The 23,426-nt window shown below is 60.8% G+C and carries 16 protein-coding genes; 6 read left to right on the plus strand and 10 right to left on the minus strand.

The genetic code is table 11. The features are described from left to right. The first annotated feature begins 128 nt into the window (after positions 1-128). The 6 genes from EV102420_RS05415 (at position 129) to EV102420_RS05440 (ending at position 6,538) form a co-directional block, all read left to right on the plus strand. Positions 129-1,283, plus strand: a complete 1,155-nt coding sequence (locus EV102420_RS05415) for a mandelate racemase family protein (RefSeq protein WP_042389801.1) — start codon at positions 129-131, stop codon at positions 1,281-1,283. 71 nt (positions 1,284-1,354) lie between these two features. Then, complete coding sequence (locus tag EV102420_RS05420) at positions 1,355-2,983, plus strand: ABC transporter substrate-binding protein (RefSeq protein ID WP_042389802.1); 1,629 nt, start codon at positions 1,355-1,357, stop codon at positions 2,981-2,983. Next, positions 2,980-4,017, plus strand: a complete 1,038-nt coding sequence (locus tag EV102420_RS05425; RefSeq protein ID WP_042389803.1) for an ABC transporter permease — start codon at positions 2,980-2,982, stop codon at positions 4,015-4,017. The genes EV102420_RS05420 and EV102420_RS05425 overlap by 4 nt, the downstream gene beginning before the upstream one ends. After that, positions 4,014-4,919 carry an ABC transporter permease gene (locus tag EV102420_RS05430; protein ID WP_042389805.1) on the plus strand — a complete coding sequence of 302 codons (906 nt, stop codon included), beginning with the start codon at positions 4,014-4,016 and terminating at the stop codon, positions 4,917-4,919. Before EV102420_RS05425 ends, EV102420_RS05430 begins: the two co-directional genes overlap by 4 nt. After that, positions 4,891-5,754, plus strand: coding sequence for an ABC transporter ATP-binding protein (locus EV102420_RS05435; RefSeq protein WP_042389807.1), 864 nt, complete (start codon positions 4,891-4,893; stop codon positions 5,752-5,754). The genes EV102420_RS05430 and EV102420_RS05435 overlap by 29 nt, the downstream gene beginning before the upstream one ends. A 10-nt stretch (positions 5,755-5,764) precedes the next feature. Then, complete coding sequence (locus EV102420_RS05440) at positions 5,765-6,538, plus strand: ABC transporter ATP-binding protein (RefSeq protein WP_042389808.1); 774 nt, start codon at positions 5,765-5,767, stop codon at positions 6,536-6,538. 51 nt (positions 6,539-6,589) lie between these two features. Here EV102420_RS05440 and yegS read toward each other — a convergent pair whose 3' ends face one another. The 10 genes from yegS to yegD form a co-directional block, all read right to left on the minus strand. Beyond that, the gene (gene yegS, locus EV102420_RS05445) at positions 6,590-7,489 is read right to left on the minus strand and encodes a lipid kinase YegS (protein ID WP_042389809.1); all 900 of its coding nucleotides are present in this window, start codon (positions 7,487-7,489) and stop codon (positions 6,590-6,592) included. Between the two features lie 636 nt (positions 7,490-8,125). Further along, on the minus strand, positions 8,126-8,641 hold the full coding sequence (locus EV102420_RS21140; RefSeq protein ID WP_072015193.1) for a type VI secretion system amidase effector protein Tae4: 516 nt from the start codon (positions 8,639-8,641) through the stop codon (positions 8,126-8,128). A 350-nt stretch (positions 8,642-8,991) separates the two neighbouring features. Beyond that, a complete protein-coding gene (trhP, locus tag EV102420_RS05460) occupies positions 8,992-10,353 on the minus strand; it encodes a prephenate-dependent tRNA uridine(34) hydroxylase TrhP (protein WP_042389810.1) in 1,362 nt (453 codons plus the stop codon). A gap of 160 nt (positions 10,354-10,513) precedes the next feature. Next, positions 10,514-11,236 (minus strand): envelope stress response regulator BaeR, encoded by a 723-nt coding sequence (baeR, locus tag EV102420_RS05465; protein WP_042389811.1) that lies wholly within the window; start codon positions 11,234-11,236, stop codon positions 10,514-10,516. Continuing rightward, entirely contained in the window at positions 11,233-12,636 is a 1,404-nt protein-coding gene (gene baeS / locus EV102420_RS05470) for an envelope stress sensor histidine kinase BaeS (protein WP_042389812.1), read from the minus strand. Before baeS ends, baeR begins: the two co-directional genes overlap by 4 nt. Next, positions 12,633-14,048, minus strand: coding sequence for an MFS transporter (locus EV102420_RS05475; RefSeq protein WP_042389817.1), 1,416 nt, complete (start codon positions 14,046-14,048; stop codon positions 12,633-12,635). The genes baeS and EV102420_RS05475 overlap by 4 nt, the downstream gene beginning before the upstream one ends. Before the next feature lie 32 nt (positions 14,049-14,080). Then, positions 14,081-17,158, minus strand: a complete 3,078-nt coding sequence (gene mdtC / locus EV102420_RS05480) for a multidrug efflux RND transporter permease subunit MdtC (RefSeq protein WP_042389818.1) — start codon at positions 17,156-17,158, stop codon at positions 14,081-14,083. Beyond that, complete coding sequence (locus EV102420_RS05485; protein ID WP_042389819.1) at positions 17,159-20,293, minus strand: MdtB/MuxB family multidrug efflux RND transporter permease subunit; 3,135 nt, start codon at positions 20,291-20,293, stop codon at positions 17,159-17,161. Then, positions 20,293-21,537, minus strand: a complete 1,245-nt coding sequence (locus EV102420_RS05490) for an MdtA/MuxA family multidrug efflux RND transporter periplasmic adaptor subunit (protein WP_042389820.1) — start codon at positions 21,535-21,537, stop codon at positions 20,293-20,295. The genes EV102420_RS05485 and EV102420_RS05490 overlap by 1 nt, the downstream gene beginning before the upstream one ends. Before the next feature lie 421 nt (positions 21,538-21,958). Continuing rightward, positions 21,959-23,308, minus strand: coding sequence for a molecular chaperone (gene yegD / locus EV102420_RS05495; RefSeq protein WP_042389822.1), 1,350 nt, complete (start codon positions 23,306-23,308; stop codon positions 21,959-21,961). Between the last annotated feature and the right edge of the window lie 118 nt (positions 23,309-23,426).

Raw genomic sequence — 23,426 nt, forward strand, 5'->3', positions numbered from 1 at the left:
TGCTATTGCCCAAAAATCACCCGTCGCTTAGCGGAAATTGTCTGAGGTATTGGCTAAAAATTCTGCATACATTTACATCTGAAACAGCTTTTCAAAATGAAGCAGGCACCCTGAGACAAGGATCCGTAATGAAAATTGAATCTGTAAACGTCACCGTATTTCAGTATCCCACCCGTCGTGTTTCCGATAGCGCTGGTCACTCCCATCCGGGCCCGGAGAGCATGGCAAAAATGGCGATGCTGACCATTACCGCTGATGATGGCAGCCAGGGATTCTCGTTTGCGCCGCCGGAAGTGGTGCGTCCCTTTGTCGTGAACACCTTCTTCCGCAAGGTGATGGTGGGTCAGGATCCCTTTAACCGCGAGCGCATCTGGCAGGATCTGGTCCACTGGCAGCGCGGCAGCGCCCATCAGCTCACCGAGCGGGCGCTCTCCTTTGTGGAACAGGCGCTGTGGGATCTGATTGGCCGCAAGCTTAACGTACCGGTCTATAAGCTGCTCGGCGGCTTCCGTGACAAGGTTCCGGCCTACGGCAGCACCATGTGCGGGGACGATCTGCCGGGCGGGCTCTCCACCCCGGAAGAGTACGCCGCCTTTGCCGAAACTCTGGTCGCTCGCGGCTATAAGGCGATCAAGCTCCACACCTGGATGCCGCCAGTCTCTTTCGCACCTAACCCGAAAATGGACGTTAAGGCCTGCGCCGCCGTGCGCGAAGCGGTCGGGCCGGATATCGACCTGATGATCGACGGCTACCACTGGTACAGCCGCACCGAGGCGCTCTATATCGGCAAAGAGCTGGAGAAGCTCGACTTTGCCTGGTTTGAAGAGCCCATGGAGGAGGAGAGCATGTCCTCCTACGCCTGGCTGGCGGAGAACCTCTCTATTCCGATTATCGGGCCGGAGAGCCTGGGCGGTAAGCACCACAGCCGCGCCGACTGGGTGAAAGCCGGAGCCTGCGACATTCTGCGCGCCGGATCCAACGGCGTAGGCGGTATCTCACCAACTCTTAAGGTCGCCAGCCTCGCGGAAGCCTTCGGCATGGACTGCGAAGTGCACGGTAACGGCGCGGCCAGCCTGGCGGTGGTCGGGGCGATCCGCAACTGCCGCTGGTATGAGCGCGGCCTGCTGCACCCGTTCCTCGACTACGACGAACCCGCGGCCTATCTCAACAGCATCGTCGATCCGATGGATGACGAGGGCTTTGTCCACCTGCCGCAGCGCCCTGGCCTCGGCGAAGATATCAATTTTGCCTATATCGAAGCGAATACCGTCAGTCACGACTAATAAAAAAAGCCAACGCCCGGTGGCGCTGCGCTAGCCGGGCCTACGTCTTACCCTACAAACGGTATACAGAGATGAAAAAAAACGCGTTGAGGGCTAGCCTGCTGGCGCTCTCGCTGATGATGGGGAGCGGGGCGACGCTGGCGGCCACGCCGCCGGATCAGCTCATCATCGGCATGAACATGAATAATCTCTTGAGTCTCGATCCGGCGGCAATGACCGGTAACGAAGTGGTCGGCATTGTCGTCAATCTTTACGACTCGCTGGTGGAGCTCGATCCCGACCAGCTCACCAATGTCCGCCCGGCGCTGGCCGAATCTTGGGCTATCAGTCCGGATGGCAAAACCCTGACCTTTCACCTGCGCAAGGACGTGAAGTTTCACTCCGGCAACCCGCTGACCGCTCAGGACGTGGTGTGGTCGATGCGCCGTCTGCTGCACCTCAACCTCGCCCAGGCCTCGGTGTGGAAATCCTATGGCTTTAGCAAAAAGAATATCGATGATCAGGTGAGCGCCCCGGATAGCTATACCGTGCAGATTGTCCTGCCGAAGGCCAACGATCCGCAACTGGTGATCTACTCCCTCGGCGCACTGGGCAATCTTGGCGTGCTCGACAGCAAAACGGTGCAGAGCCACGAGGTCAACAACGACTGGGGCAACCGCTGGTTGACCACCAACGAAGCTGGCTCTGGCCCCTTTATGCTGGAGACCTGGCAGGCAAAAGACGTGCTGCGCATGAAGCGTAACCCGAGCTACTGGCGGGAAGAGCCGAAGATGAGCCGCATCGTGCTGCGCCATTTCCAGGAGTCGCAGACCCTGCGCCTGATGATTGCCAAGGGCGATCTTGATATCGCTAACAGCATGGCGGTATCGGACATCAACGCCCTGCGTAAAGATCCCGACGTCACCGTGGAAGCGGTGCAGCGCGGAACCGTCTACTACGTGGCGATGAGCATGAAGGAGTCACACTTTGCTAATCCCAAGGTGCGCGAGGCGGTGCGCTACCTCATCGACTATCAGGGGATCAACAAGGCGCTGATGCCGGGCTACGGCGTACTGCACCAGCGGCCGATCAAAGCCGGGATGCCGTCGACGCTGCCGGACCCCGGCTACCGGCTGGACATTGCGAAAGCGAAAAAGCTGCTGGCCGAGGCGGGCTACCCCAACGGCTTTGATACCACCCTGCGGGTGCTGGCGGATCAGCCGTTCCTTAATATCGCCATCGCCGTGCAGTCCACCCTGATGCAGGCGGGCATTAACGCCAAAATTATCACCGGCACCGGGAACCAGATCTACGGCGCAATGCGCGAGCGTAAGTTTGACATCCTGGTCGGGCGCGGCGGCAGCGGCGTGGAGCCGCATCCGCACTCTAGCCTGCGTGCGCTGGTCTACAACCCGGACAACAGCGACGAGGCGCGGCTGACCAATTTCCAGGGCTGGCGCACCGGTTTTTACGATAAGCCGCTCAACGAGATGATTGATAAAGCGCTGCTGGAGCGCGATCCGCAGAAGCAGATTGCCGACTATCAGCAGATCCAGACCCGCTACGACCAGCTGATCCCCGCCCTGGTGCCGCTTTCCCAGATGGTGGATTCAGTGGTGGTCCGCAACGAGGTGAAGAACTTCCAGTCTCACCCCTCCGCCACGACATTCCTGCGTGAGGTCTACAAAGAGCCGATCCATACCGGAGGAACCAAAGGATGAGTGTAGCAATCTTAGCGCCCGGCTCCCGCGCCAGGCGGTTCTCAAACCGGCTTGGCCAGGTGCTGATCACCCTGTTTGGCCTGCTGCTGCTGACCTTTTTTATTGGCCGGGTAATGCCGGTGGATCCGGTGCTGGCAATTGTCGGCCCGGACGCGGACCAGAGCACCTACCAGCAGGTCTACCAGCAGCTGGGATTTGATAAATCTCTGCTGACCCAGTTCGGCATCTACTTTAACAATCTGCTGCACGGCGATCTCGGTAACGCGCTGCTGACCGGTAAACCGGTGACGGACGATATTCTGCGCGTCTTCCCGGCGACGCTGGAGCTGGCGACGATGGCGATTATCGTCGGCGCGGGCCTTGGCATTCCGCTGGGGGTGCTGGCCGCGGCGCGCCGCAACTCGCTCTCCGACTACGTGGTGCGGATCATCAGCCTGGCGGGCTACTCCACGCCTATCTTCTGGGTGGGGATGATGGGTCTGCTGCTGTTTTACGCCTGGCTGGGCTGGGTCGGCGGGGCCGGACGGCTGGATATGGGCCTTGAGGGGCTGGTTCCGCGCCGCACCGGGCTGTTTACCATTGATGCCCTGCTGGCGGGTAACGCGCAGGTATTCTGGAACGCCATCAACCACCTCGTGCTGCCCGCGTCGCTGCTTGGCTTCCACTCCCTGGCCTATATCAGCCGGATGACCCGCAGCTTTATGCTGGCCCAGCTCTCTCAGGAGTTCATCATCACCGCCCGCGTTAAAGGCTTAACCGAGCGGCAGGTGATCTGGAACCACGCGTTTCGCAACATCCTCGTGCAGCTCCTGACGGTGGTGGCGCTGGCCTACGGCTCGCTGCTGGAGGGCGCGGTGCTGATTGAAACCGTCTTCTCCTGGCCGGGCTTTGGCTCCTATCTCACCGGCAGCCTGCTGCTGGGGGATATGAATGCGGTCATGGGCTGCGTGCTGCTGGTGGGGGTGATCTTCGTGATGCTCAACCTGCTCTCCGACATGCTCTACCAACTCTTTGACCCGAGGACGAAATCATGACGGTCTCTCTGGATACGCCCGTAACCGGCGGCGGAAATGAAAGCCGCCTGCGCCTGAAGCGTGCCCTGGCCCGCACCGGGGGTTTTCTTGGCAAGATGGCTCGCAATCCGCTGACCGCCATCGGCGGCGGGATTATTTTCCTGCTGCTGGTAGTGGCCGCCTTTGCACCATGGATCGCGCCCTATAACCCGCTGGTGCAGGATCTCAACGCCGCGCTGCAATCTCCCAACGCCCAGCACTGGTTTGGCACCGACGAGTTTGGTCGGGACATCTTCAGCCGCCTGGTCTACGGGGCGCGCATTACGCTCTACATCGTGCTGCTGGTGTCGGTCACCGTCGGGCCGCTGGGCCTGCTGCTGGGGGTAAGCGCGGGCTATTTTGGTGGCAAGGTTGATATGGTGCTGATGCGCGTCACCGATATCTTTATCTCCTTCCCAAGCCTGGTGCTGGCTCTGGCGTTCGTGGCCGCCCTCGGCCCAGGTCTTGAGCATGTGGTGATCGCCATTACCTTAACCGCCTGGCCGCCGATTGCCCGTCTGGCGCGGGCCGAAACCCTCTCCCTGCGCCAGGCCGACTTTATTTCGGCGGTGCGCTTGCAGGGGGCCTCGCCGGTGCGTGTGCTGTGGCGGCACATCGTGCCGCTCTGCCTGCCGTCGGTGATCATCCGCATCACTATGAACATGGCGGGGATTATCCTGACCGCCGCCGGGCTGGGCTTCCTTGGCCTCGGCGCGCAGCCGCCAGAGCCGGAGTGGGGGGCGATGATCTCCAGCGGACGCACCTACATGATGGAGTGCTGGTGGGTAGTGACTATTCCGGGGCTGGCGATCCTGATCAACAGCCTGGCGTTCAACTTCTTAGGAGATGGCCTACGTGACATCCTCGATCCTCGCAGCGAATAACGCGCCTCTGCTCGACGTGCGCGATCTCCACGTCGACTTTATTAACGGACGCGCCGTCACCAACGCGGTGCGCGGCGTCTCCTTTCAGCTGGGCCGGGAGAAGCTGGCGATTGTCGGCGAGTCCGGCTCCGGTAAATCCACGGTCGGGCGAGCGTTGATGCGCCTGCATCCGGCCAAGGCCCGCATCACCGCCGAACGGATGCACTTCGGCGATATCGATCTGCGCACCGCCAGCGAGGCGCAGATGCGCACCGTGCGCGGGAAGCGGATCTCCATGATCATGCAGGACCCAAAATACTCTCTCAACCCGGTGGTCTGCGTTGGGGATCAGATTGCCGAGGCCTGGCTGACCCACCATCCAGGGCGCAAGGCCGAGGCGAAGGCCAAAGTGCTGGAGATGCTCGACGTGGTGCGCATCCGCCAGCCCGAGCGCGTCTATAACCTCTATCCGCATGAGATCTCCGGCGGGCAGGGGCAGCGCATCATGATCGCCATGATGCTGATCACCGATCCCGAGCTGGTGATCGCCGACGAGCCCACTTCTGCGCTGGACGTTTCGGTGCGTTTACAGGTGTTGGGGCTGCTGGACGATCTGGTCCAGTCCCGCGGGCTGGGGCTGATCTTCATCAGCCACGATATCAACCTGGTGCGCAGCTTCTGCGACCGGGTGCTGGTGATGTACGCCGGGCGGGTAGTGGAGTCGATTGCCGCCTGCGATCTGCATAACGCCCAGCACCCCTATACTCAGGGTCTGATCAGCGCCCTGCCGGAGATCCACCATCGTCGTCCCGTGCTGCCGGTACTGCAGCGCCAGGCCAGCTGGCTTAGCGAGTGAGGAGCCCACTATGATCGATGTGAAGAACCTGAACCTGGCCTTTGGCGAAGGGGAGAAGCGTAACCAGGTGCTGTATGACGTGAGCTTTAACGTGCAGCCTGGGGAGATTTACGGCCTGGTGGGCGAGTCTGGCTCGGGCAAAACCACGGTGCTGAAGTGCCTGGCGGGGCTGTTTACCCACTGGGACGGCGAGCTGGCCATCAACGGTCAGCCGCTGGGGCACCGGCTTAATCCGCAGCGCTGTCGACTGGTGCAGATGGTGTTTCAGGATCCCTACGGCTCGCTGCATCCGCGGCATACCATCGGCGATATTCTGGAGGAGCCGCTGCATATTCACGGTATTGGCGACCGGGATCGGCGGGTAAACCGCCTGTTGGATCGGGTCGGGCTAAACCGCGCCTTCCGCGATCGCTTCCCGCACCAGCTCTCCGGTGGTCAGCGCCAGCGCGTGGCGATCGCCCGGGCGCTGATCCTTGAGCCGCAGGTGCTGCTGCTGGATGAGCCTACCTCGGCGCTGGACGTCTCGGTGCAGGCGGAGATCCTCAACCTGCTGGCGGAGCTGCATCAGGAGTCGAAGCTGACCTATCTGATGGTGACTCACGATCTTGGCGTCATCGCCCACCTGTGCCAGAAGATTGCCGTAATGCAGTACGGTAAGATCCTTGAGACATTGACGGTAGACGATCTGGTGAGCGGTCAGGCAAAAACTGACTATACGCGGATGCTGGTGAATGCCAGCCAGCAGTACAGCCGGGAGATGGCGCGGGCGGTGGCGGCCTATTAGCCGCTGGGTTTTTACGCCGGGTGGCGCTGCGCTTACCCGGCCTACGAACAGCTAGCGCAACAACGGACAATCCGGCGGCAGGCGGCACTGCAACGCGCCGGGCAGGATCTCCATCCGGAAATGCTGGCCGCTCAGCGGCTCGCCGTCGAGGTTAAAGGTGATCTCATGGGGAGAGGTCACTTCAAACCAGGCCGATTCACCATCCACAATGTTCGGGCTGTCTTCCGGGCGGGTGAGGGTGGTAAAGAGCGCGGGCAGAAGCTCGTCTCCGGTAAAAATGCGTATCTGCAGCAGGCCGTCGTTGATCAGCGCGCTCGGGCAGAGCTGCTGTCCGCCGCCTGCCTGGCGACCGTTGCCAATGCCGATCACCAGCGCATCGCCCTGCCAGGAGAAGTTTTCGCCACGGATCTCAACGCTGTCGGCTTTCAGGGTATCCATGCGCATCAGGCCGTGAATGACATAGGATACGCCACCCAGCGCGGCCTTCATCCGTTCCGGCGTTTCGGTCGTGATGCGCGTCCCGAACCCGCCGGTGGCCATATTGATAAAGCAGGTTTGATCGTTAACCCGGGCGATATCCACTGGCACGGCCCTGCCGACGATCGCTAACTGCAGCGCCTTATCCAGCGTTTCCGGCACGCCTGTGCTGGTGGCAAAATCGTTAGCGGTGCCGAGAGGTAAAATGCCCAGTGCCGGGACGTTTTCCGCCTTCGCGTTGACCAGTGCCGTAGCCACTTCGTTGATCGTGCCGTCGCCGCCGCCGGCGATCACCGTGGCCACGCCAAGCTCAACGGCTTCCGCCACATAGCGGGCCGCGTCACCCTTTTCCCACGTGACCCTAACGTGCAGCTCAATACCTTCGTTACGCAGCAGGGTAACCGCCTCGCGCAGGGTGTCGTCGCCTGCACTTTTGCCATTCAGAATAAGTAAACTCGACGGATCGCTAGTCATCCTATAACCCTGAAAAAGAGAGAATGAAGAGAGTGTATCTTAGCTGGAACGGGAACGTGTAAGAAGTGGCTGAAAGGCACAAAAAAATTAGCCTTACTTAACACGATCGCACCGGGGATGCTTGATGTACTTCCAACCCAGGAACCACCCAACGATTGCGCCAATGATAAACATCACAGGCGTGCCGATAAAAAAGATGGATGCATTAGCCGACATCTGATCGTCGCCGTAGATGGGGCCAACAAAGTAGTCACATATTGCTGGCAATAACAGGTACATCAAAAGAGCACCGCAGAAGGCACCGACGATCGCACAAATGAAAATTTTTAGCTTTCTCATCATTCCTACTACACACTCTTCTAAGTTGTTACACGAGCTATCTAGAGTCCGAGTTTAATTGCAAAAAAATATACTAATGTTTTTTAATGATTTTTCTTCCTAGTAACCAGCCTGCTATAGCCCCTAGTAGAGCGAGTAGAGGAGTACCAACAAGGAAAATAGTAAAGTTCTGCGACATTTGATCGTCTCCATAAATAGGACCCACGAAGTACGCGCAAACCGCAGGCAGAATGAGGTACATAATCACAGCACCGCATATTGCTCCTGTTAGGGTACATAAGAACAACTTAAAGAACTTCATATCATTCTCCAAAACCATACTTCTTTGGCATGTGAGTAGCTACTCCAAATACCATCAATATTCATACCCCAGTGAATACGTAGATAACTATTGCGAGCGGTAAGTCTGCTCCCGTTCCAAAGATCAATATGATCCCCACTACGGTTACGAAAGCTTTCATCTCCACGCCGCCAGTAATCCTTAAAAAAGATGATACCAGTTCGGTTTTTTAGCACATCTTCAAAATTATCTGCGTGTACTTTTATAACAGGAAAGGTGCCAGGTATTGGTGTACGTTTGAGCGCATCGGCCAGTTCTTCTGCACGTAAAATATGCCCCGCACTTTTAGGATGCAACCAGCAAAAGTGAACATGAAGCTTTGTTACATCGTAACCACAGTGGGCAAGGGCGGTTCCAAGCCTAATGGCGCATTGATCATCAAACGCTGTATGTCCATCACGCCGCCGACAGGGATTTTCATCCCCATTAACTTCAGGATGCGCATTCCAAAGCGCTGAGAAAGTTATACTCATCGGTACTCTCCTGTTACTAAAACAGCTAATAGATACAATCACTTGTCGTTATCTACTATAAGTAAAAGCGATACAGGAGTTTGAACAAAAAACCACAAAACCGTTAAGGTTATCTTATTAGTCAGACGCGGATAAGCTGAGTAAGTAGGAGGGATTTGAGGTATCACATAAAAAAATAGGCCTGCGTAAGGGAGATTACACAGGCCAAGGAGGTGGTTCCTGGTAGAGCTAGCATTTATGGGTTATGTTTTTCAGCGCAGGGATAATACCCTTATCAAGCGAAACGGTATGTGATCCGATTCTAAGATTCATATCACCTGAAAAAATAACCCAGCTAAACTACTCGGACGCTAGGCAGCGTGCGGATTGCGCGTCGTCTGGCCGTTAAAATTGCGCATTAGCAGACCGTACTCCAGCTGCATATCCGAAGGCACCGGCAGCCAGACGGTATAGCCGTCGCCCGGCGCAACCGGCATCGCTTCGCCTTTGCCGTTCTCCATATGCTCCAGAGTGAAGTTAACGTTGCCGTGCGGGGTCATCAGCTCCATGCTGTCGCCCACGGAGAACTTGTTCTTCACCTTCACCGCCGCCAGCGCGCCGTTGCGCTCGCCGGTGAATTCGCCAACAAACTGCTGACGATCGGAGATCGAGTAGCCCTGCTCGTAGTTTTGGTAATCGTCATGGGTATGGCGGCGCAGGAAGCCTTCGGTATAGCCCCGGTGTGCCAGCCCCTCCAGGGTCTCCATCAGGCTGGTGTCAAACGGTTTACCAGCGGCGGCGTCGTCAATGGCCTTACGGTAAACCTGCGCGGTACGGGCGCAGTAGTAGAACGACTTGGTGCGACCCTCGATCTTCAGCGAGTGCACGCCCATCTGCGTCAGACGCTCAACATGGGCGATGGCGCGCAGATCCTTCGAGTTCATGATGTAGGTGCCGTGCTCATCTTCGAACGCGGTCATGTACTCGCCGGGACGCTGGGCCTCTTCGATCATAAACACCTTGTCGGTGGGCGCGCCAATACCCAGCGTCGGCTCGACGTTTTTCACCGGGATCGGCTCGTGGACGTGGACAATATTACCCACGGCGTCCTCTTTCCCTTCCTGGACGTTGTACTCCCAGCGGCAGGCGTTGGTGCAGGTGCCCTGGTTCGGATCGCGCTTGTTGATATAGCCCGAGAGCAGGCAGCGGCCCGAGTAGGCCATGCACAGCGCGCCGTGTACGAAGATCTCAAGCTCCATCTCCGGCACCTGCTGGCGGATCTCGGCAATCTCATCCAGCGACAGCTCGCGGGAGAGGATCACTCGGGTCAGGCCCATCTGCTGCCAAAACTTCACCGTCGCCCAGTTGACGGCGTTCGCCTGTACCGAGAGGTGAATATCCATCTCCGGGAAGTGCTCGCGCACCAGCATGATTAAACCGGGATCGGACATGATCAGCGCATCCGGCCCCATCGCCACCACCGGCGCTAAATCGCGGATAAAGGTCTTTAGCTTGGCGTTGTGCGGTGCAATATTGACCACCACGTAGAACTTTTTACCCAGCGCATGGGCTTCGTTGATCCCCAGTTGGAGGTTCTCGTGGTTGAATTCGTTATTGCGTACGCGTAGGGAGTAGCGGGGCTGACCCGCGTAGACGGCATCCGCGCCATAGGCGAAGGCGTAACGCATATTTTTCAGCGTTCCCGCCGGGGAGAGGAGTTCCGGTTTAAACATGATGTTCTCGTTCTGATGACAGGTCAGATCCGCCGCAGCAAAGTGGGCGGGCAGGGGGTAATCCCCTGTTTTAAGGGCGGGAATTATAGCGCTGCGGGGGTGGCAGGTAAAGCGTCGTCATCCGTAGGCCCGGCCAGCGGCGCGCCGCCGGGCGTAAATATCAGGCTATCCGACCCGCATCCGCTTCCCAGCGGTAGCCGACGCCGTACACCGCCCGGATAAACGACTGCTCCTCATCCAGCGCCTCCAGCTTGCGACGCAGGTTCTTGATGTGGCTGTCGATGGTGCGGTCGGTGACCACCCGATAATCATCATAGAGATGATTCAGCAGCTGCTCGCGGGAGAAGACCTTTCCCGGCTCGCTGGAAAGCGTCTTCAGCAGGCGAAACTCGGCGGGGGTGAGATCCAGCGCCTTGCTGTGCCAGCTGGCCTGGAAGCGGCCTTCGTCGATCACCAGCGGACTGACCGCGTCCAGCTCTTTCAGATCGCGCTGGGGCTTGCAGCGGCGCAGAATGGTTTTTACCCGCGCCACCACTTCCCGAGGGCTATAGGGTTTACAGATGTAGTCATCGGCACCGATCTCCAACCCCAGCAGGCGGTCGATCTCTTCGATTCGGGCGGTGACCATCACAATCGGCAGATCGGAGAAGCGGCGGATCTCCCGGCACAGGGTCAGGCCGTCGGTGCCGGGAAGCATCAGATCCAGCAGCATCAGATCCGGCGGCGTCTGGCGCACGTAGGGCAGCACCTTATCGCCGTGGTTGATCAGCGTCGGGGCATAGCCCGCCGCCCGCAGATAGTCCACCAGCAGCTGTCCCAGCTTCGGCTCATCTTCCACGATTAAAATGCGCGGGGTATTTTCGTCAATGGGTAACTCAGTCATACATCTCTCGGTAAATCGCGTTCCAGCGGTAGTTCAACTGTAATGCTTACCCCGCCAAAAGGCGAATGGGCAGCGGCAATGGTCCCGCCGTGGGCTTCAACAATGTTCACACAGATAGGCAGCCCCAGCCCGGAGCCGCCGCTGGCGCGGTTGCGCGATCCTTCGGTGCGGTAGAAGCGCTCAAACAGACGGCTGAGCTGCTCGTCGCTGACGCCGGGGCCGCTGTCGGCAAAGGTCATCGCCAGGGTAGCGGGCTTCACGGTAGCGCTGATCAACAGCTGCCCCCCGGCATCGGTATAGCGCAGGCTGTTCTCCAGCAGATTATTAAACAGCTGCATCAGGCGGTCGCGATCGCCGAACACGATAGCGCTCTCCGGCAGCGAGACGCTAAGGGTTAAACCCCGGCTGGCGAAGCGCTCTCGAAACGCCCCGGCGGCGATCTCCAGCAGGGTGATCACGTCCATCGGGGCTTTCTGATAGGCCAGCGCGCCCTCGTCGGACATTGAGAGCTGATGCAGATCGTCAACCAGCTTGGTCAGCGTGCCCACCTCGGCCTGCAAGGAAGCTACCGACTCAGGGGTAAACTGGCGCACGCCGTCCTGAATCGCCTCCAGCTCCCCGCGCAGCACCGCCAGTGGGGTACGCAGCTCGTGGGAGATGTCGGCCATAAAGTCGCGGCGCATCTGCTGGTTCTTCTCCAGGGTGCTGGCAAGCTGATTAAAGTCCTGGGCCAGCTTGCCTAGCTCATCCGGGCTGGACGTCGCCACGCGGGTGGTAAAGTCACCGGCCGCCAGTCGGTGCGTCCCCTCCACCAGCCGCTTCACCGGGGCCAGCAGACCGCGCGCCAGCGGGAAGGTCGCCAGCGCCGCCAGCAGTGTAGCAAGGCCGACGATCAGCCAGCTGGTGCGACGCTGCTGACGGTCAAAGTTGATGTCGGTGTTGCGGGTCAGGCGCTCCACCGGGGAGGCGATCACCGCGCCCACTTCCGCCCCGTTGACTATTATCGCCCGCCGGGTTCCCTCTTTTGGGATCGGCGATCGCGGGCCTACCAGCACGTCACCACTCTGATCGGTCACCCAAAACTGGGTGCGCCAGCCGTGGGGCGGCATGCCGGGGCCGGGCCGATCGTCGTCGCCATCATGCTCGAAGGAGCGGAGGATCTGGAAGACAAAGCGGTCGTTATTGCGCAGAAAGCGCCAGTTGCCGTGCAGCGCATACTGCTCCCCCAGCGCGTCGCCAAGCATCTGCAACCGCTGCTCGTTACCGTGCTTGATGTAGTCAATAAAGCCGCGCTCAAAGCTGATCCGCACCGCCCAGTGCATGGTGATCAGCAGCGCAATGCAGGTGGCGAGGATCGCCAGAAAGAGCTTGCCGGTGATCCCCGGCCGCCAGAATTTCATCGTTCACTCCTTTTGCGCCGGGCAATCACGGTGTTGGTACTGGCGTCGTTCGGCACGCGGGCAAAGACCAGCGCGGGCAGGGCGATGATTACCGCCATGCACAGATAGGTGGAAAAGAAAACGTGGTGCACCAGCGTGCTGTCGGTTGCCAGATGCTGCTGACCAAACAGGCCGAGCAGCAGCCCGGCGACGGTAACGCCGATACTCATCGACAGCTGCATAATCATCGACAGCAGGCTGTTGCCGCTGCTGGCCTGCGCATCCGGCAAATCCTTCAGCGTCAGGGTGTTCATGGTTGAGAAGCGCATCGAGTTGATCATCCCCTGCACGAACAGCACCACCGGCAGCAGAGTGTAGAGGCCCGCCAGCGCCGTTGCCATAAACAGCAGGCTCACCAGCGCCAGCCCCAGCGTGCTGGCTACCAATACCTGGCGGTAGCCGAAGCGGTTAACGATCTGCACCACGATCCGCTTCATGCCCATGCTGCCCAGCACCATCGGGATCATCATCAGCCCGGCGTGGAACGGCGAGAAGCCGAGGCCGATCTGTAAAAATACCGGGGTGATAAAGGGCAGCATCCCGCTGCCGATGCGTCCGGCAAAGCTGCCGGCCAGGCCGAGGGAGAAGGAGCGGGTACTAAACAGGCCGAGGGGGAAAAGCGCCGCTTCGTTGCGTCGGGCGTGCCACAGGTAGACGCCCAACGCGAGCCCGCCCGCAACCACCAGCGCCACGAGGGTCAACGTTGAGATGCCTAACCCCTTCTGGCCGTCGAGGGCAAGGGTCAGCGCCGCCATGCCGAAGGCCAGCAGCAGGAAGCCGGGCATATCGAAGCGGCGGGTTTGCAGGGTGTAGTTGGGCATCAGCCAGAGGGTAGCAATCGCGCCGATGATGCCCACCGGCAGGTTAATCAGGAAGATCCAGTGCCAGGAGGCGTACTCCACCAGGATCCCCCCCAGCGCCGGGCCGAGCAGGGGGCCAATCTGCCCCGGCAGGGTGACGAAGGTCATCGCCGCCATATACTGCGACCGGGGAACGATCTTCATCACCGTCAGCCTGCCCACCGGCACCATCATTGCGCCGCCGACGCCCTGCAACACGCGAGCCATCACCAGCCCATCGAGGGTACTGGCCTGGGCGCAGAACAGCGATCCCAGCGTAAACAGCACAATCGCCGTGAAGAAGACGTTGCGCACGCCAACCTTATCCGCCAGCCAGCCGCTGGCGGGGAGCATCACCGCCACCGTCAGCACGTAGGCCACGACGACCATATGCATATGCAGCGGGCTTTCGCCGAGGCTCTGCGCCATCGAGGGCAGGGCGGTGTTAACGATGGTGGTATCCAGCGCCTGCATGAAAAAGCCGAAGGCCACTATCCATAGCTGCCAGCGGACCTGGTTCGGAAGATCGGTCATTTCACCTGCCTCTTTACCCTTTACTCACTCAATTATTCACCCAATAGCGGCTGGCGCCTGCGGGCAAAACGCAGCCGCAGCCGGTCAAAGAAGAGATAGACCACCGGCGTGGTGTAGAGCGTCAGCAGCTGGCTCATCACCAGGCCACCGACGATGGTGATCCCCAGCGGCTGGCGCAGCTCGGAGCCGTCGCCGGAGGTCAACACCAGTGGCAGTGCGCCAAACAGCGCCGCCAGGGTGGTCATCATGATCGGCCTGAAGCGCAGCAGGCAGGCCTGGAAGATGGCCTCCTGCGGCGTCAGGTTGCCGGTGCGCTGTGCCTCCAGGGCGAAGTCGACCATCATGATGGCGTTCTTCTTGACGATACCTATCAATAACATAATTCCGATCAGGGCGATGAGGCTAAATGGGGCATCGAACAGCTCCAGCGCCAGCAGCGCCCCCACCCCCGCCGACGGCAGGGTAGAGAGAATGGTCAGCGGATGGACGTAGCTCTCATAGAGAATGCCGAGCACGATGTAGACCGTGGCGATGGCCGCGAGGATCAGGATCAGCTGGGAGCGCATGGTATCCTGGAAGACCTGCGCGGTCCCGGCAAAGCTGCCGCGTACGCTGGAGGGTACCCCCAACTGGGTCATCGTCCGGTCAATCGCCGCGCTGGCCTCGGAGAGCGAGACGCCGGTCGGCAGGTTAAAGGCGATGGTCGAGGCGGCAGAGAGCCCCTGATGGTTCACCGACAGCGGCGCGTTAGCGGGCTGCCATTTCGCGAAGTAGGAGAGGGGGATCGGCTTGCCCTCGCTGTTGATCACAAACATCTTGTCGAGGGCGCTGATGTCCTGGGTGTAGCGCGGATCGACCTCCATCACCACCTTGTACTGGTTCAGCGCCTCGTAGATGGTCGAGATCTGCCGCTGGCCGAAGGCGTTGTTCAGCAGGCCGTTGGCATCCTGCACGCTGATGCCCAGCCGGGACATCGTCTCCCGGTCGTAGATCAGGTTCATCTCCGCGCCGTTATCCTGCTGATCGGAGTTGACGTCCGCCAGCTGGGGCAGGGCTGACAGCGCCTTGCGGATCTTCGGCTCCCACTCGCGCAGGTCGCCGAGATCGTCCGACAGCAGCGCGTACTGATAGCTGGCGTTGGACTGACGACCGCCGACGCGGATATCCTGTACCGCCATCAGGAACAGGTTAGCGCCCGGCTCTTTCGCCAGCTTCACGCGCAGGCGGTCAATCACCTGCTGGGCGGTATCGCTGCGCTGGTCGCGAGATTTCAGGGTGATAAACATCATCCCGCTGTTGACCCGCGAGCCGCCTGTAAAGCCGGTAACGTTATCCACCGCCGGATCGTCGCGAATAATCTTCATAAAGTCCGCCAGCTTGCCACGCATCGCCTGGAAGGAGATGCTCTGATCCGCCTGGATGCCGCCCATCAGCACGCCGGTGTCCTGCTCCGGGAAGAAGGTTTTCGGGATGGCGATATAGAGCCAGACGTTGAGCGCAATGGTGCCGAGCAGCACCACGCCCACTAGCCGGGTATGGTTCAGCACCCACTTCAACGATTTAGCGTAACCCTGCTGAAGGGCGAGCAGCAGGCGGCCAAAGCCCCGCACTTTGCTTTGCGCTTTCGGTTTGCCGCTCTTCAGCAGCCAGCCGCACATCATCGGCGTTAGGGTCAGGGAGACTACCAGCGAGATGCCGATCGCCACCGACAGGGTGACGGCGAACTCCCGCAGCAGGCGGCCCGGCAGGCCGTCCATCAGCAGCAGCGGCAGGAAAACCGCTACCAGCGACAGGCTCATGGAGAGCACGGTAAAGCCCACCTCCCGCGTGCCCTGCAATGCCGCCTGGAGCGGCTTCATTCCGGCCTCCAGATGGCGGGCAATATTCTCCAGCACCACGATAGCGTCGTCCACCACAAAGCCGGTGGCGATGGTCAGGGCCATCAGGGAGAGATTATTGAGGCTAAAGCCGCACAGATACATGGCGGCAAAGGTGCCGATCAGCGACACCGGCACCGCTACCGCCGGGATCAGCGTCGCCCGGCCCGAGCGCAGGAAGAGAAAGACCACCAGGATCACCAGCGCTACGGAGATGATCAGGCTGTGCTCGACCTCATCCAGCGAGGCGCGGATGGTGGGGGAGCGGTCCTGGGCGATCTGTAAGTCGATGGCCGCCGGGATCGTCTCCTGTAGTTCCGGCAGTCGAGCGCGAATGCTGTCCACCGTCTGGATAATATTGGCTTCCGGCAGCTTGCGGATCATCAGCAGGATCGCTGGCTTGGCGTTGGTCATCCCGGCGTTGCGCACGTCCTGCACCGAATCGGTGACGCTGGCAACGTCGCCGAGGCGCACCGCCGCCCCGTTGCTGTAGTGAACGATCAGCGGCTGGTAGGCCTCGGCGGTTTTGATCTCGTCGTTGGTTTGCAGCTGCCAACGGTGGGTGCCATCCTCGATAGCCCCCTGCGGCCTGCGCACGTTGGCGTTGTTAATCGCGCTGCGCACGGCGTCCAGTGATACGCCCTGGTTAAACAGCGCCTGCGGGTTGAGCGACACCCGCACGGCGGGCAGGGAGCTGCCGCCCACGTCAACGTCGCCCACGCCGTCTATTTGCGAGATGGTCTGCGCCAGCTGCGTCGAGGCGAAGTCATACAGCTGCCCCTGGGAGTAGGTATCCGAGGTTAACGTCAGGATCATGATCGGCGCATCGGACGGGTTCGCTTTCCGATAGGTCGGACGGCTCGGCATGCCGCTCGGCAGCAGGCTCTGCGCGGCGTTGATCGCGGCCTGTACGTCTCGCGCGGCACCGTTGATGTCGCGATCGAATTTGAACTCCAGAATGATGCGCGTGCTGCCCAGCGAGCTGGAGGAGGTCATCTCATTGACCCCGGCGATGCGCCCGAGGGAGCGCTCCAGCGGCGTCGCCACCGAGGAGGCCATGGTCTCCGGCGATGCCCCCGGCAGGGAGGCGCTAACCATAATGACCGGGTAATCCACCTGCGGCAGCGGGGCCACCGGCAGCAGGCGGAAGCCAAGAATACCGCAGAGAGTAATCGCCAGCGAAATCAGGATTGTAGCAACCGGGCGGTGAATGAAGAGGGCAAAAAACTTCACTTATGCCTCCTCGCCTTCACGCTCTTCGCGACGGGGGAAGCGGTGGCGAACCCGCAGGGCCAGGCGGTCAAACAGCAGGTAGATCACCGGCGTGGTAAACAGGGTCAGCACCTGGCTCACCAGCAGGCCACCGACCATGCCGATCCCCAGCGGGCGGCGCAGCTCTGCGCCCACCCCGGTGCTCAGCATCAGCGGCAGCGCACCCAGTAGCGCCGCGAGGGTGGTCATCAGGATCGGACGGAAACGCAGCAGGCAGGCCTGATAGATCGCCTCCCGGGGCGCCATGCCCTGTTCCCGCTCGGCGGCGAGGGCAAAGTCGATCATCATGATGGCGTTCTTTTTGACGATACCGATCAGCAGAATGATACCGATAATGGCGATCACATCCAGCTCGCTGCCTGCCAGCATCAGGGCCAGCAGCGCGCCCACCCCTGCGGTAGGCAGGGTAGAGAGGATGGTGATCGGGTGGATAAAGCTCTCGTAGAGCACGCCAAGTACGATATACATCGCTACCACCGCCGCAACGATCAGCCATACGGTGCTGCCCAGCGCGTCCTGGAACGCCAGCGAGCTGCCCTGGAACTGGGTGGTGATATCCCCCGGCAGGCTGAGATTCTTCTCGCTATCCAGAATCGCCTGCACCGCATCCCCCAGCGCGTAACCATCCGGAACGTTAAACGAGATGGTGGTAGACGGGAACTGGTCAAGGTGGTTGATCGCCAGCGGGGTATAGCGCTCTTCCACTTTGGCAATGGCGCTGAGCGGCACCACGCCGCCGTCGCTGCTGGTCAGGCGGATAGAGTCCAGTGCCGCCAGACCCGGCGTTGCGGCGGTGTTATGCTCCAGCACCACCCGGTACTGATTAGCCTGGGTATAGATGGTGGAGATCAGCCGCTGGCCGAAGGCGTTGTAGAGGGCGTTATCCACGTCCGCCATCGTAATGCCGAGGCGGCTGGCGCTGTCCCGATCAACGTTAACGTAGGCGGCCAGCCCCTTATCCTGCCAGTCGCTGCTGACGTCCGCCAGCTGCGGCAGGGTCTGAAGCTCGCTCATTAGCTGCGGTACCCAGGTGCTCAGCGCCTCAAGGGTCGTGGCCTGGAGGGTAAACTGATACTGGGTGCGGCTGACGGTGGTGTCGATGGTCAGATCCTGGGTTGGCTGGAGATAGAGCGCCACGCCGGGCACCTTCGCCACCGCCTGCTGAAGCCGGGCGATCACCGTCTGGACGCGATCGTCCCGGTCATCCAGCGGCTTGAGGTTGATTTGCAGCCGGGCGCTGTTCAGCGACGGATTGGTGCCGTCAACGCCGACAAAGGCGGTCAGGCTCTCTACCGCCGGATCCTTCAGCACGATATCGCTCACCTGACGCTGGCGCTCCGCCATGCTGGCAAACGACGCCGACTGCGGGGCCTGCAACGTGCCCTGAATGATGCCGTTATCCTGGATCGGGAAGAAGCCTTTCGGGATAGTCACCCACAGCAGCACCGACAGCAGCAGCGCGCCTACCGCCACGCTCAAGGTCAGCCACGGATGGTTCAGCACCTTCGTCAGCCCCCGGCCATAGGCGGCAATCACGCGGTCGAAAAAGCGCTCCGAGGCACGGGAGAAGCGGTTCTGTTTGCGCAGGGATTCATGGCTGAGCATCCGGGCGCACATCATCGGCGTCAGGGTCAGAGAGACCACGGCGGAGATCAGAATCGCCACCGCCAGGGTGACGGCAAACTCGCGGAACAGACGCCCCACGATATCGCCCATAAACAGCAGCGGGATCAGCACCGCGATCAGCGAGAAGGTGAGGGAGATAATGGTGAAACCAATCTCTCCCGCGCCCTTCAGCGCCGCCGCCAGCGGCTTCTCGCCTTTTTCGATATAGCGGGAGATGTTCTCAATCACCACGATGGCGTCATCGACCACGAAGCCGGTGGCAATGGTCAGGGCCATCAGCGTCAGGTTGTTGATCGAGAAGTCGAGGAACACCATCACCGCAAAGGTGCCCACCAGCGACAGCGGTACCGCTACGGCGGGAATAATGGTCGCCGGGACGTTGCGCAGGAACAGGTAGATGATCATCACCACCAGGCCGATGGCAAGCATCAGCTCAAACTGGGTGTCGTGCACCGAGGCGCGAATGTTGGTGGTGCGATCTGACAGGACCTTCACCGTGACCGACTTTGGCAGGCTCTCGGTAAGCTGGGGCAGCAGGGTACGGATGCTGTCGGCGGTAGAGAGAATGTTGGCGCCCGGCTGGCGCTGGACGTTCATCACAATCGCCTGCTGCTTGTTGGCCCACGCTCCCAGCCAGCTGTTCTCTGCACCCTGCTCAATGGTCGCTACGTCGCCAAGGCGGATCGGTGCCCCGTTTTGGTAGGCGACGATCAGGCGGCGGTAGTCTTCGGCGGACTGCATCTGGTCGTTCGCAGAGAGAGTCACCGCCCGCGTTGGGCCGTCGAGGCTACCCTTCGCCGAGTTCACGTTGTTGTTGTTAATCGCCGTGCGCACGGTTTCGCTGGTCAGCCCGAGGGCGGCGATGGCCTGAGCGTTAAGCTTCACCCGTACCGCCGGACGCTGGCCGCCGGAAAGCGTCACCAGGCCGACGCCAGCAACCTGAGAGATCTTCTGCGCTACCCGGGTCTCGACCATGTCCTCGACCTGGGTCATCGGCATCGCGGTTGAGGTCACCGCCAGCGACATGATCGGCGGATCCGCCGGGTTAACCTTGCTGTAGACCGGTGGGTTAGGCAGATCGGAGGGCAGCAGGTTGGTGGCGGCGTTAATTGCGGCCTGCACCTCCTGCTCGGCAACGTCCAGCCCCAGCGTCAGCTGAAACTGTAGCGTCACGACCGATGCGCCACCGGAGCTTTGGGAAGACATCTGCTTCAGGCCAGACATCTGGCCAAACTGGCGCTCAAGGGGCGCGGTGACGGCGGAGGTCATCACGTCCGGGCTAGCGCCAGGATAGAGGGTCACTACCTGAATCGTAGGATAGTCCACCTCGGGCAGGGCGGAGACCGGCAGAAAACGGTAGCCGATGATCCCGGCCAGCAGGATCGCCACCATCAACAGAGTAGTGGCAACCGGACGCAGAATAAACAGGCGGGACGGGCCGCCGGTGGCGCTGGGAGGTAACACCTGCATCAGGAACCCGCTCCCTGTGCAGCGCGCGTGCCGTGAGTTTTCGCCTGGGCGGCAGGGGCGGCATCGGCGCTCTGGGCCGTTACCACCTCAACCTGCGCACCTTCGGTTAAGCGATCGATGCCGTCGGTGACCACCCGGTCGCCCGCCGACAGCCCGGCGCTAATCGCCACCTGCTGGCTGTTCTGAATGCCGGGCGTTACGGTGTGCTTGCTCACTTTGTTCTGCTCGTTCAGCACCCAGACGAAGTGACCGTCGTTACCCATCTGCAGCGCGGCGGTCGGGATCAGCACCGCATTCTGCTCGGTAGAGACCAGCATCCTGGCGTTAACGAACTGGTTAGGAAAGAGAGCGTCGTCCTGGTTGGCAAAGCGGGCTTTCAGCTTGATGGTGCCGGTAGTGGTGTCGATCTGGTTGTCGAGGCTTAGCAGGGTACCGTCGCTCAGCTTCTGCTTGTTGGTGCGGTCCCAGGCTTCAACGCTAAGGGTCTGCCCGGCCTTTTGCGCCTGCACCACCGTGGCGATATCGCTCTCCGGCAGGGTAAAGACCAGATCGATAGGGTGGGTCTGGGTGATGACCACAATCCCGGTGGTGTCGCCGCTGGAGATCTGGTTGCCGATGTCGACCTGCTTCAGGCCCACGCGACCATCAATCGGGGCGGTGATGCGGCTCCAGTCCAGCTGCAGCTGGGCGCTGGCAACCGAGGCTTCATCTGCCTTGATGGTGCCCTGGGATTCGCTTACCAGCGCCTGCTGGGCATCCAGCTCCTGGCGGGAAACCAGGTTGGTTTTGACCAGCTGCTGATAGCGGGCCAGATCGCGCTGGGCATTAGCCAGCGTGGCTCTGTCCTTCGCCAGCTGGCCCTGGGCCTGGGCGAGCGCCACTTTAAACTGGCTGGGATCGATCTCTGCTAAAAGGTCTCCGGCCTTGACCTGCTGGCCCTCCTGGAAGTGCAGGGCCATCAGCTGGCCGTCAACGCGGCTGCGCACGGTGACGGTATTGGCGGCGGTGATAGTGCCGAGGCCGGACAAATAGCGAGGTACTTCGCCTTCTACGGCGGTGGCGGCCTGCACCGGGGCCAGCGGCATACCGCGACGGCCACCTGCTGCGCCACGCCCGGCGTGTGGAGCGTTTGCCCCTGGGGCGGTCTGCGTACCGTTGTGGCTATGCCAGTACCAAAGTGCGGCAATAGCAACAAGCGCCACGCCGATAACCATCGCCCAGCGGGCATTAACACGACCTTTCATTGTTATCCGTATCTCTTCCTGAAACATTTCACAGAATGATACTAGTTTAGTAATGCAACGCCGCAGAAAAATGGAGGAAATATGAAAGACCGTAGGGAATCGTCTGAATGGGACGGGCATTGCACAATGGTGGCATGAAATCGCCGGGTGGCGGCTACGCCTTACCCGGCCTACGGGCACGGAGGCGGTTGTGGGAGCCGTAGGCCCGGCAAGCGGAGCGCTGCCGGGCATTGCACACTGGTGGCATGAAATCGCCGGGTGGCGGCTACGCCTTACCCGGCCTACGGGCACGGAGGCGGTGGTGGGAGCCGTAGGCCCGGCAAGCGGAGCGCCGCCGGGCGTTGCACAATGGTGGCAGGAAATTGCCGGGAGGCGGCTACGCCTTACCCGGCCTACAAAGTGCGGAGCGCACTATGGATTTTTAAAACACCACCTGCGCCCAGCGGGCGAGGCCTGCGGTGACCGAACCAAAATCGTCGCCGCCAGCAATCGGAATGCCGGGCAGGGCCTCGGCCAGTGCCTTTTTGATCAGCGGTGAGCGGGCGCTGCCCCCGGTCAGGTAGATAACGTCTGGCGTCTCGTTGCTGCTTGCCAACGCCAGCTGCACCTGCTCAAGGATCCGCGTCAGCGGCTGGTTGAGGGCGGTCTCCAGCCCCTCCTGGGTGATGGCCGTTGCCAGCTCGTCGCTGATAAACGGCAGACGGGCCTCGGTTTGCAGGCTGTCGGAGAGGGCAATCTTGCTCTCTTCCGCGCTGCGCACCAGGCGGTAGCTGAGGCGCTGACGCCACACCTTCACCAGCCGCGCCACCTTATCCCCTTCCCGGGCGTCGCGCACCAGGTCGTTGAGCAGACGGCCATTAGCACTGCTGTAGAAGTCGCTCTGGGCCGGAACATCGTTAATCGCTACCGCGTTCCACCACGGCAGGATCGGCAGGGCGATGCCTTTTTCGGTCTGGCCGCCCATGCCCAGCAGCGGCATCAGGTGCTTAAAGGCCAGCGCAATATCGAGATCGTTACCGCCGACGCGGCAGCCGCTGTGGCCCAGCAGGCTGGTATCGCGATCCTGGCGCTGGTGCCACTGGGGCCCCATTAGCAGCAGCGAGCAGTCGGTGGTCCCGCCGCCGATATCCACCACCAGCACGCGCTTCTCTGATAGCAACGTGGCTTCAAAATCCAGCCCGGCCGCAACCGGCTCGTACTGAAATACCACCTCATTAAAGCCTGCGCGCTTTGCGGCACGCTCGAGGATCCCCTGCGCCTGGGCGTTGGCGTCATCGCCGCCCAGCCCCTGGAAGTTGATGGGGCGGCCAATCACCGCTTGATCGATGGCCTCCGGCAGCTGGCTCTCGGCCTGCTGGCGAATATGCAGCATCATGGCGCAGACCAGATCCTCAAATAGCGCGATCTGCTGCGGCTTCAGGCCGCTGGCACCGAGGAAGGATTTTGGCGATTTAACGAAGTAGACCTCTTCCGGATCCTGAGCGTACTGCTGCAGCGACTGAAGCCCAAACTGCACGCTGCCCGGCAGTACCTCGATATCCTCTTCGCGGTTGAAGTTCATCGCCCGACGCAGCAGCGCCTGGGTTTCGCTCCCGGTGGCGGGGACGTCATGGTGGCGATAGAGCCACTCGCTGACCGCTTCCCGCGTCGGGGCGCAGAGCATTGACGGCAGTAGCGTGCTGCCGTTTTCCATTTTTAAGAGCTGCGGGATGCCGTCGCGCATTACCGCAACAGAGCAGTTTGCCGTGCCGTAGTCAAAACCAATAAACATGAAAGTTCCCCATGCCGGTGAAGAAGGGGGGCGACTTTAGCCGAAAGGATTATGAAAGCAAAGCAAAAAAGTGGCGGGGCGCTTAAGCTGAAGAGAGTGTGAGAGGAGCAACTATGTC

Origin of the sequence: Pseudescherichia vulneris NBRC 102420 (genome assembly GCF_000759795.1) — a bacterium.
GTDB lineage: Bacteria > Pseudomonadota > Gammaproteobacteria > Enterobacterales > Enterobacteriaceae > Pseudescherichia > Pseudescherichia vulneris.

What these genes read in the sequence shown, in the direction of transcription:
- EV102420_RS05415 (WP_042389801.1), top strand. Translation starts at nt 129, where the DNA reads ATGAAAATTGAATCTGTAAACGTCACCGTATTTCAGTATCCCACCCGT.
- EV102420_RS05420 (WP_042389802.1), top strand. Translation starts at nt 1,355, where the DNA reads ATGAAAAAAAACGCGTTGAGGGCTAGCCTGCTGGCGCTCTCGCTGATG.
- EV102420_RS05425 (WP_042389803.1), top strand. Translation starts at nt 2,980, where the DNA reads ATGAGTGTAGCAATCTTAGCGCCCGGCTCCCGCGCCAGGCGGTTCTCA.
- EV102420_RS05430 (WP_042389805.1), top strand. Translation starts at nt 4,014, where the DNA reads ATGACGGTCTCTCTGGATACGCCCGTAACCGGCGGCGGAAATGAAAGC.
- EV102420_RS05440 (WP_042389808.1), top strand. Translation starts at nt 5,765, where the DNA reads ATGATCGATGTGAAGAACCTGAACCTGGCCTTTGGCGAAGGGGAGAAG.
- yegS (WP_042389809.1), bottom strand. Translation starts at nt 7,489, where the DNA reads ATGACTAGCGATCCGTCGAGTTTACTTATTCTGAATGGCAAAAGTGCA.
- EV102420_RS21140 (WP_072015193.1), bottom strand. Translation starts at nt 8,641, where the DNA reads ATGAGTATAACTTTCTCAGCGCTTTGGAATGCGCATCCTGAAGTTAAT.
- trhP (WP_042389810.1), bottom strand. Translation starts at nt 10,353, where the DNA reads ATGTTTAAACCGGAACTCCTCTCCCCGGCGGGAACGCTGAAAAATATG.
- baeR (WP_042389811.1), bottom strand. Translation starts at nt 11,236, where the DNA reads ATGACTGAGTTACCCATTGACGAAAATACCCCGCGCATTTTAATCGTG.
- baeS (WP_042389812.1), bottom strand. Translation starts at nt 12,636, where the DNA reads ATGAAATTCTGGCGGCCGGGGATCACCGGCAAGCTCTTTCTGGCGATC.
- EV102420_RS05475 (WP_042389817.1), bottom strand. Translation starts at nt 14,048, where the DNA reads ATGACCGATCTTCCGAACCAGGTCCGCTGGCAGCTATGGATAGTGGCC.
- EV102420_RS05485 (WP_042389819.1), bottom strand. Translation starts at nt 20,293, where the DNA reads ATGCAGGTGTTACCTCCCAGCGCCACCGGCGGCCCGTCCCGCCTGTTT.
- EV102420_RS05490 (WP_042389820.1), bottom strand. Translation starts at nt 21,537, where the DNA reads ATGAAAGGTCGTGTTAATGCCCGCTGGGCGATGGTTATCGGCGTGGCG.
- yegD (WP_042389822.1), bottom strand. Translation starts at nt 23,308, where the DNA reads ATGTTTATTGGTTTTGACTACGGCACGGCAAACTGCTCTGTTGCGGTA.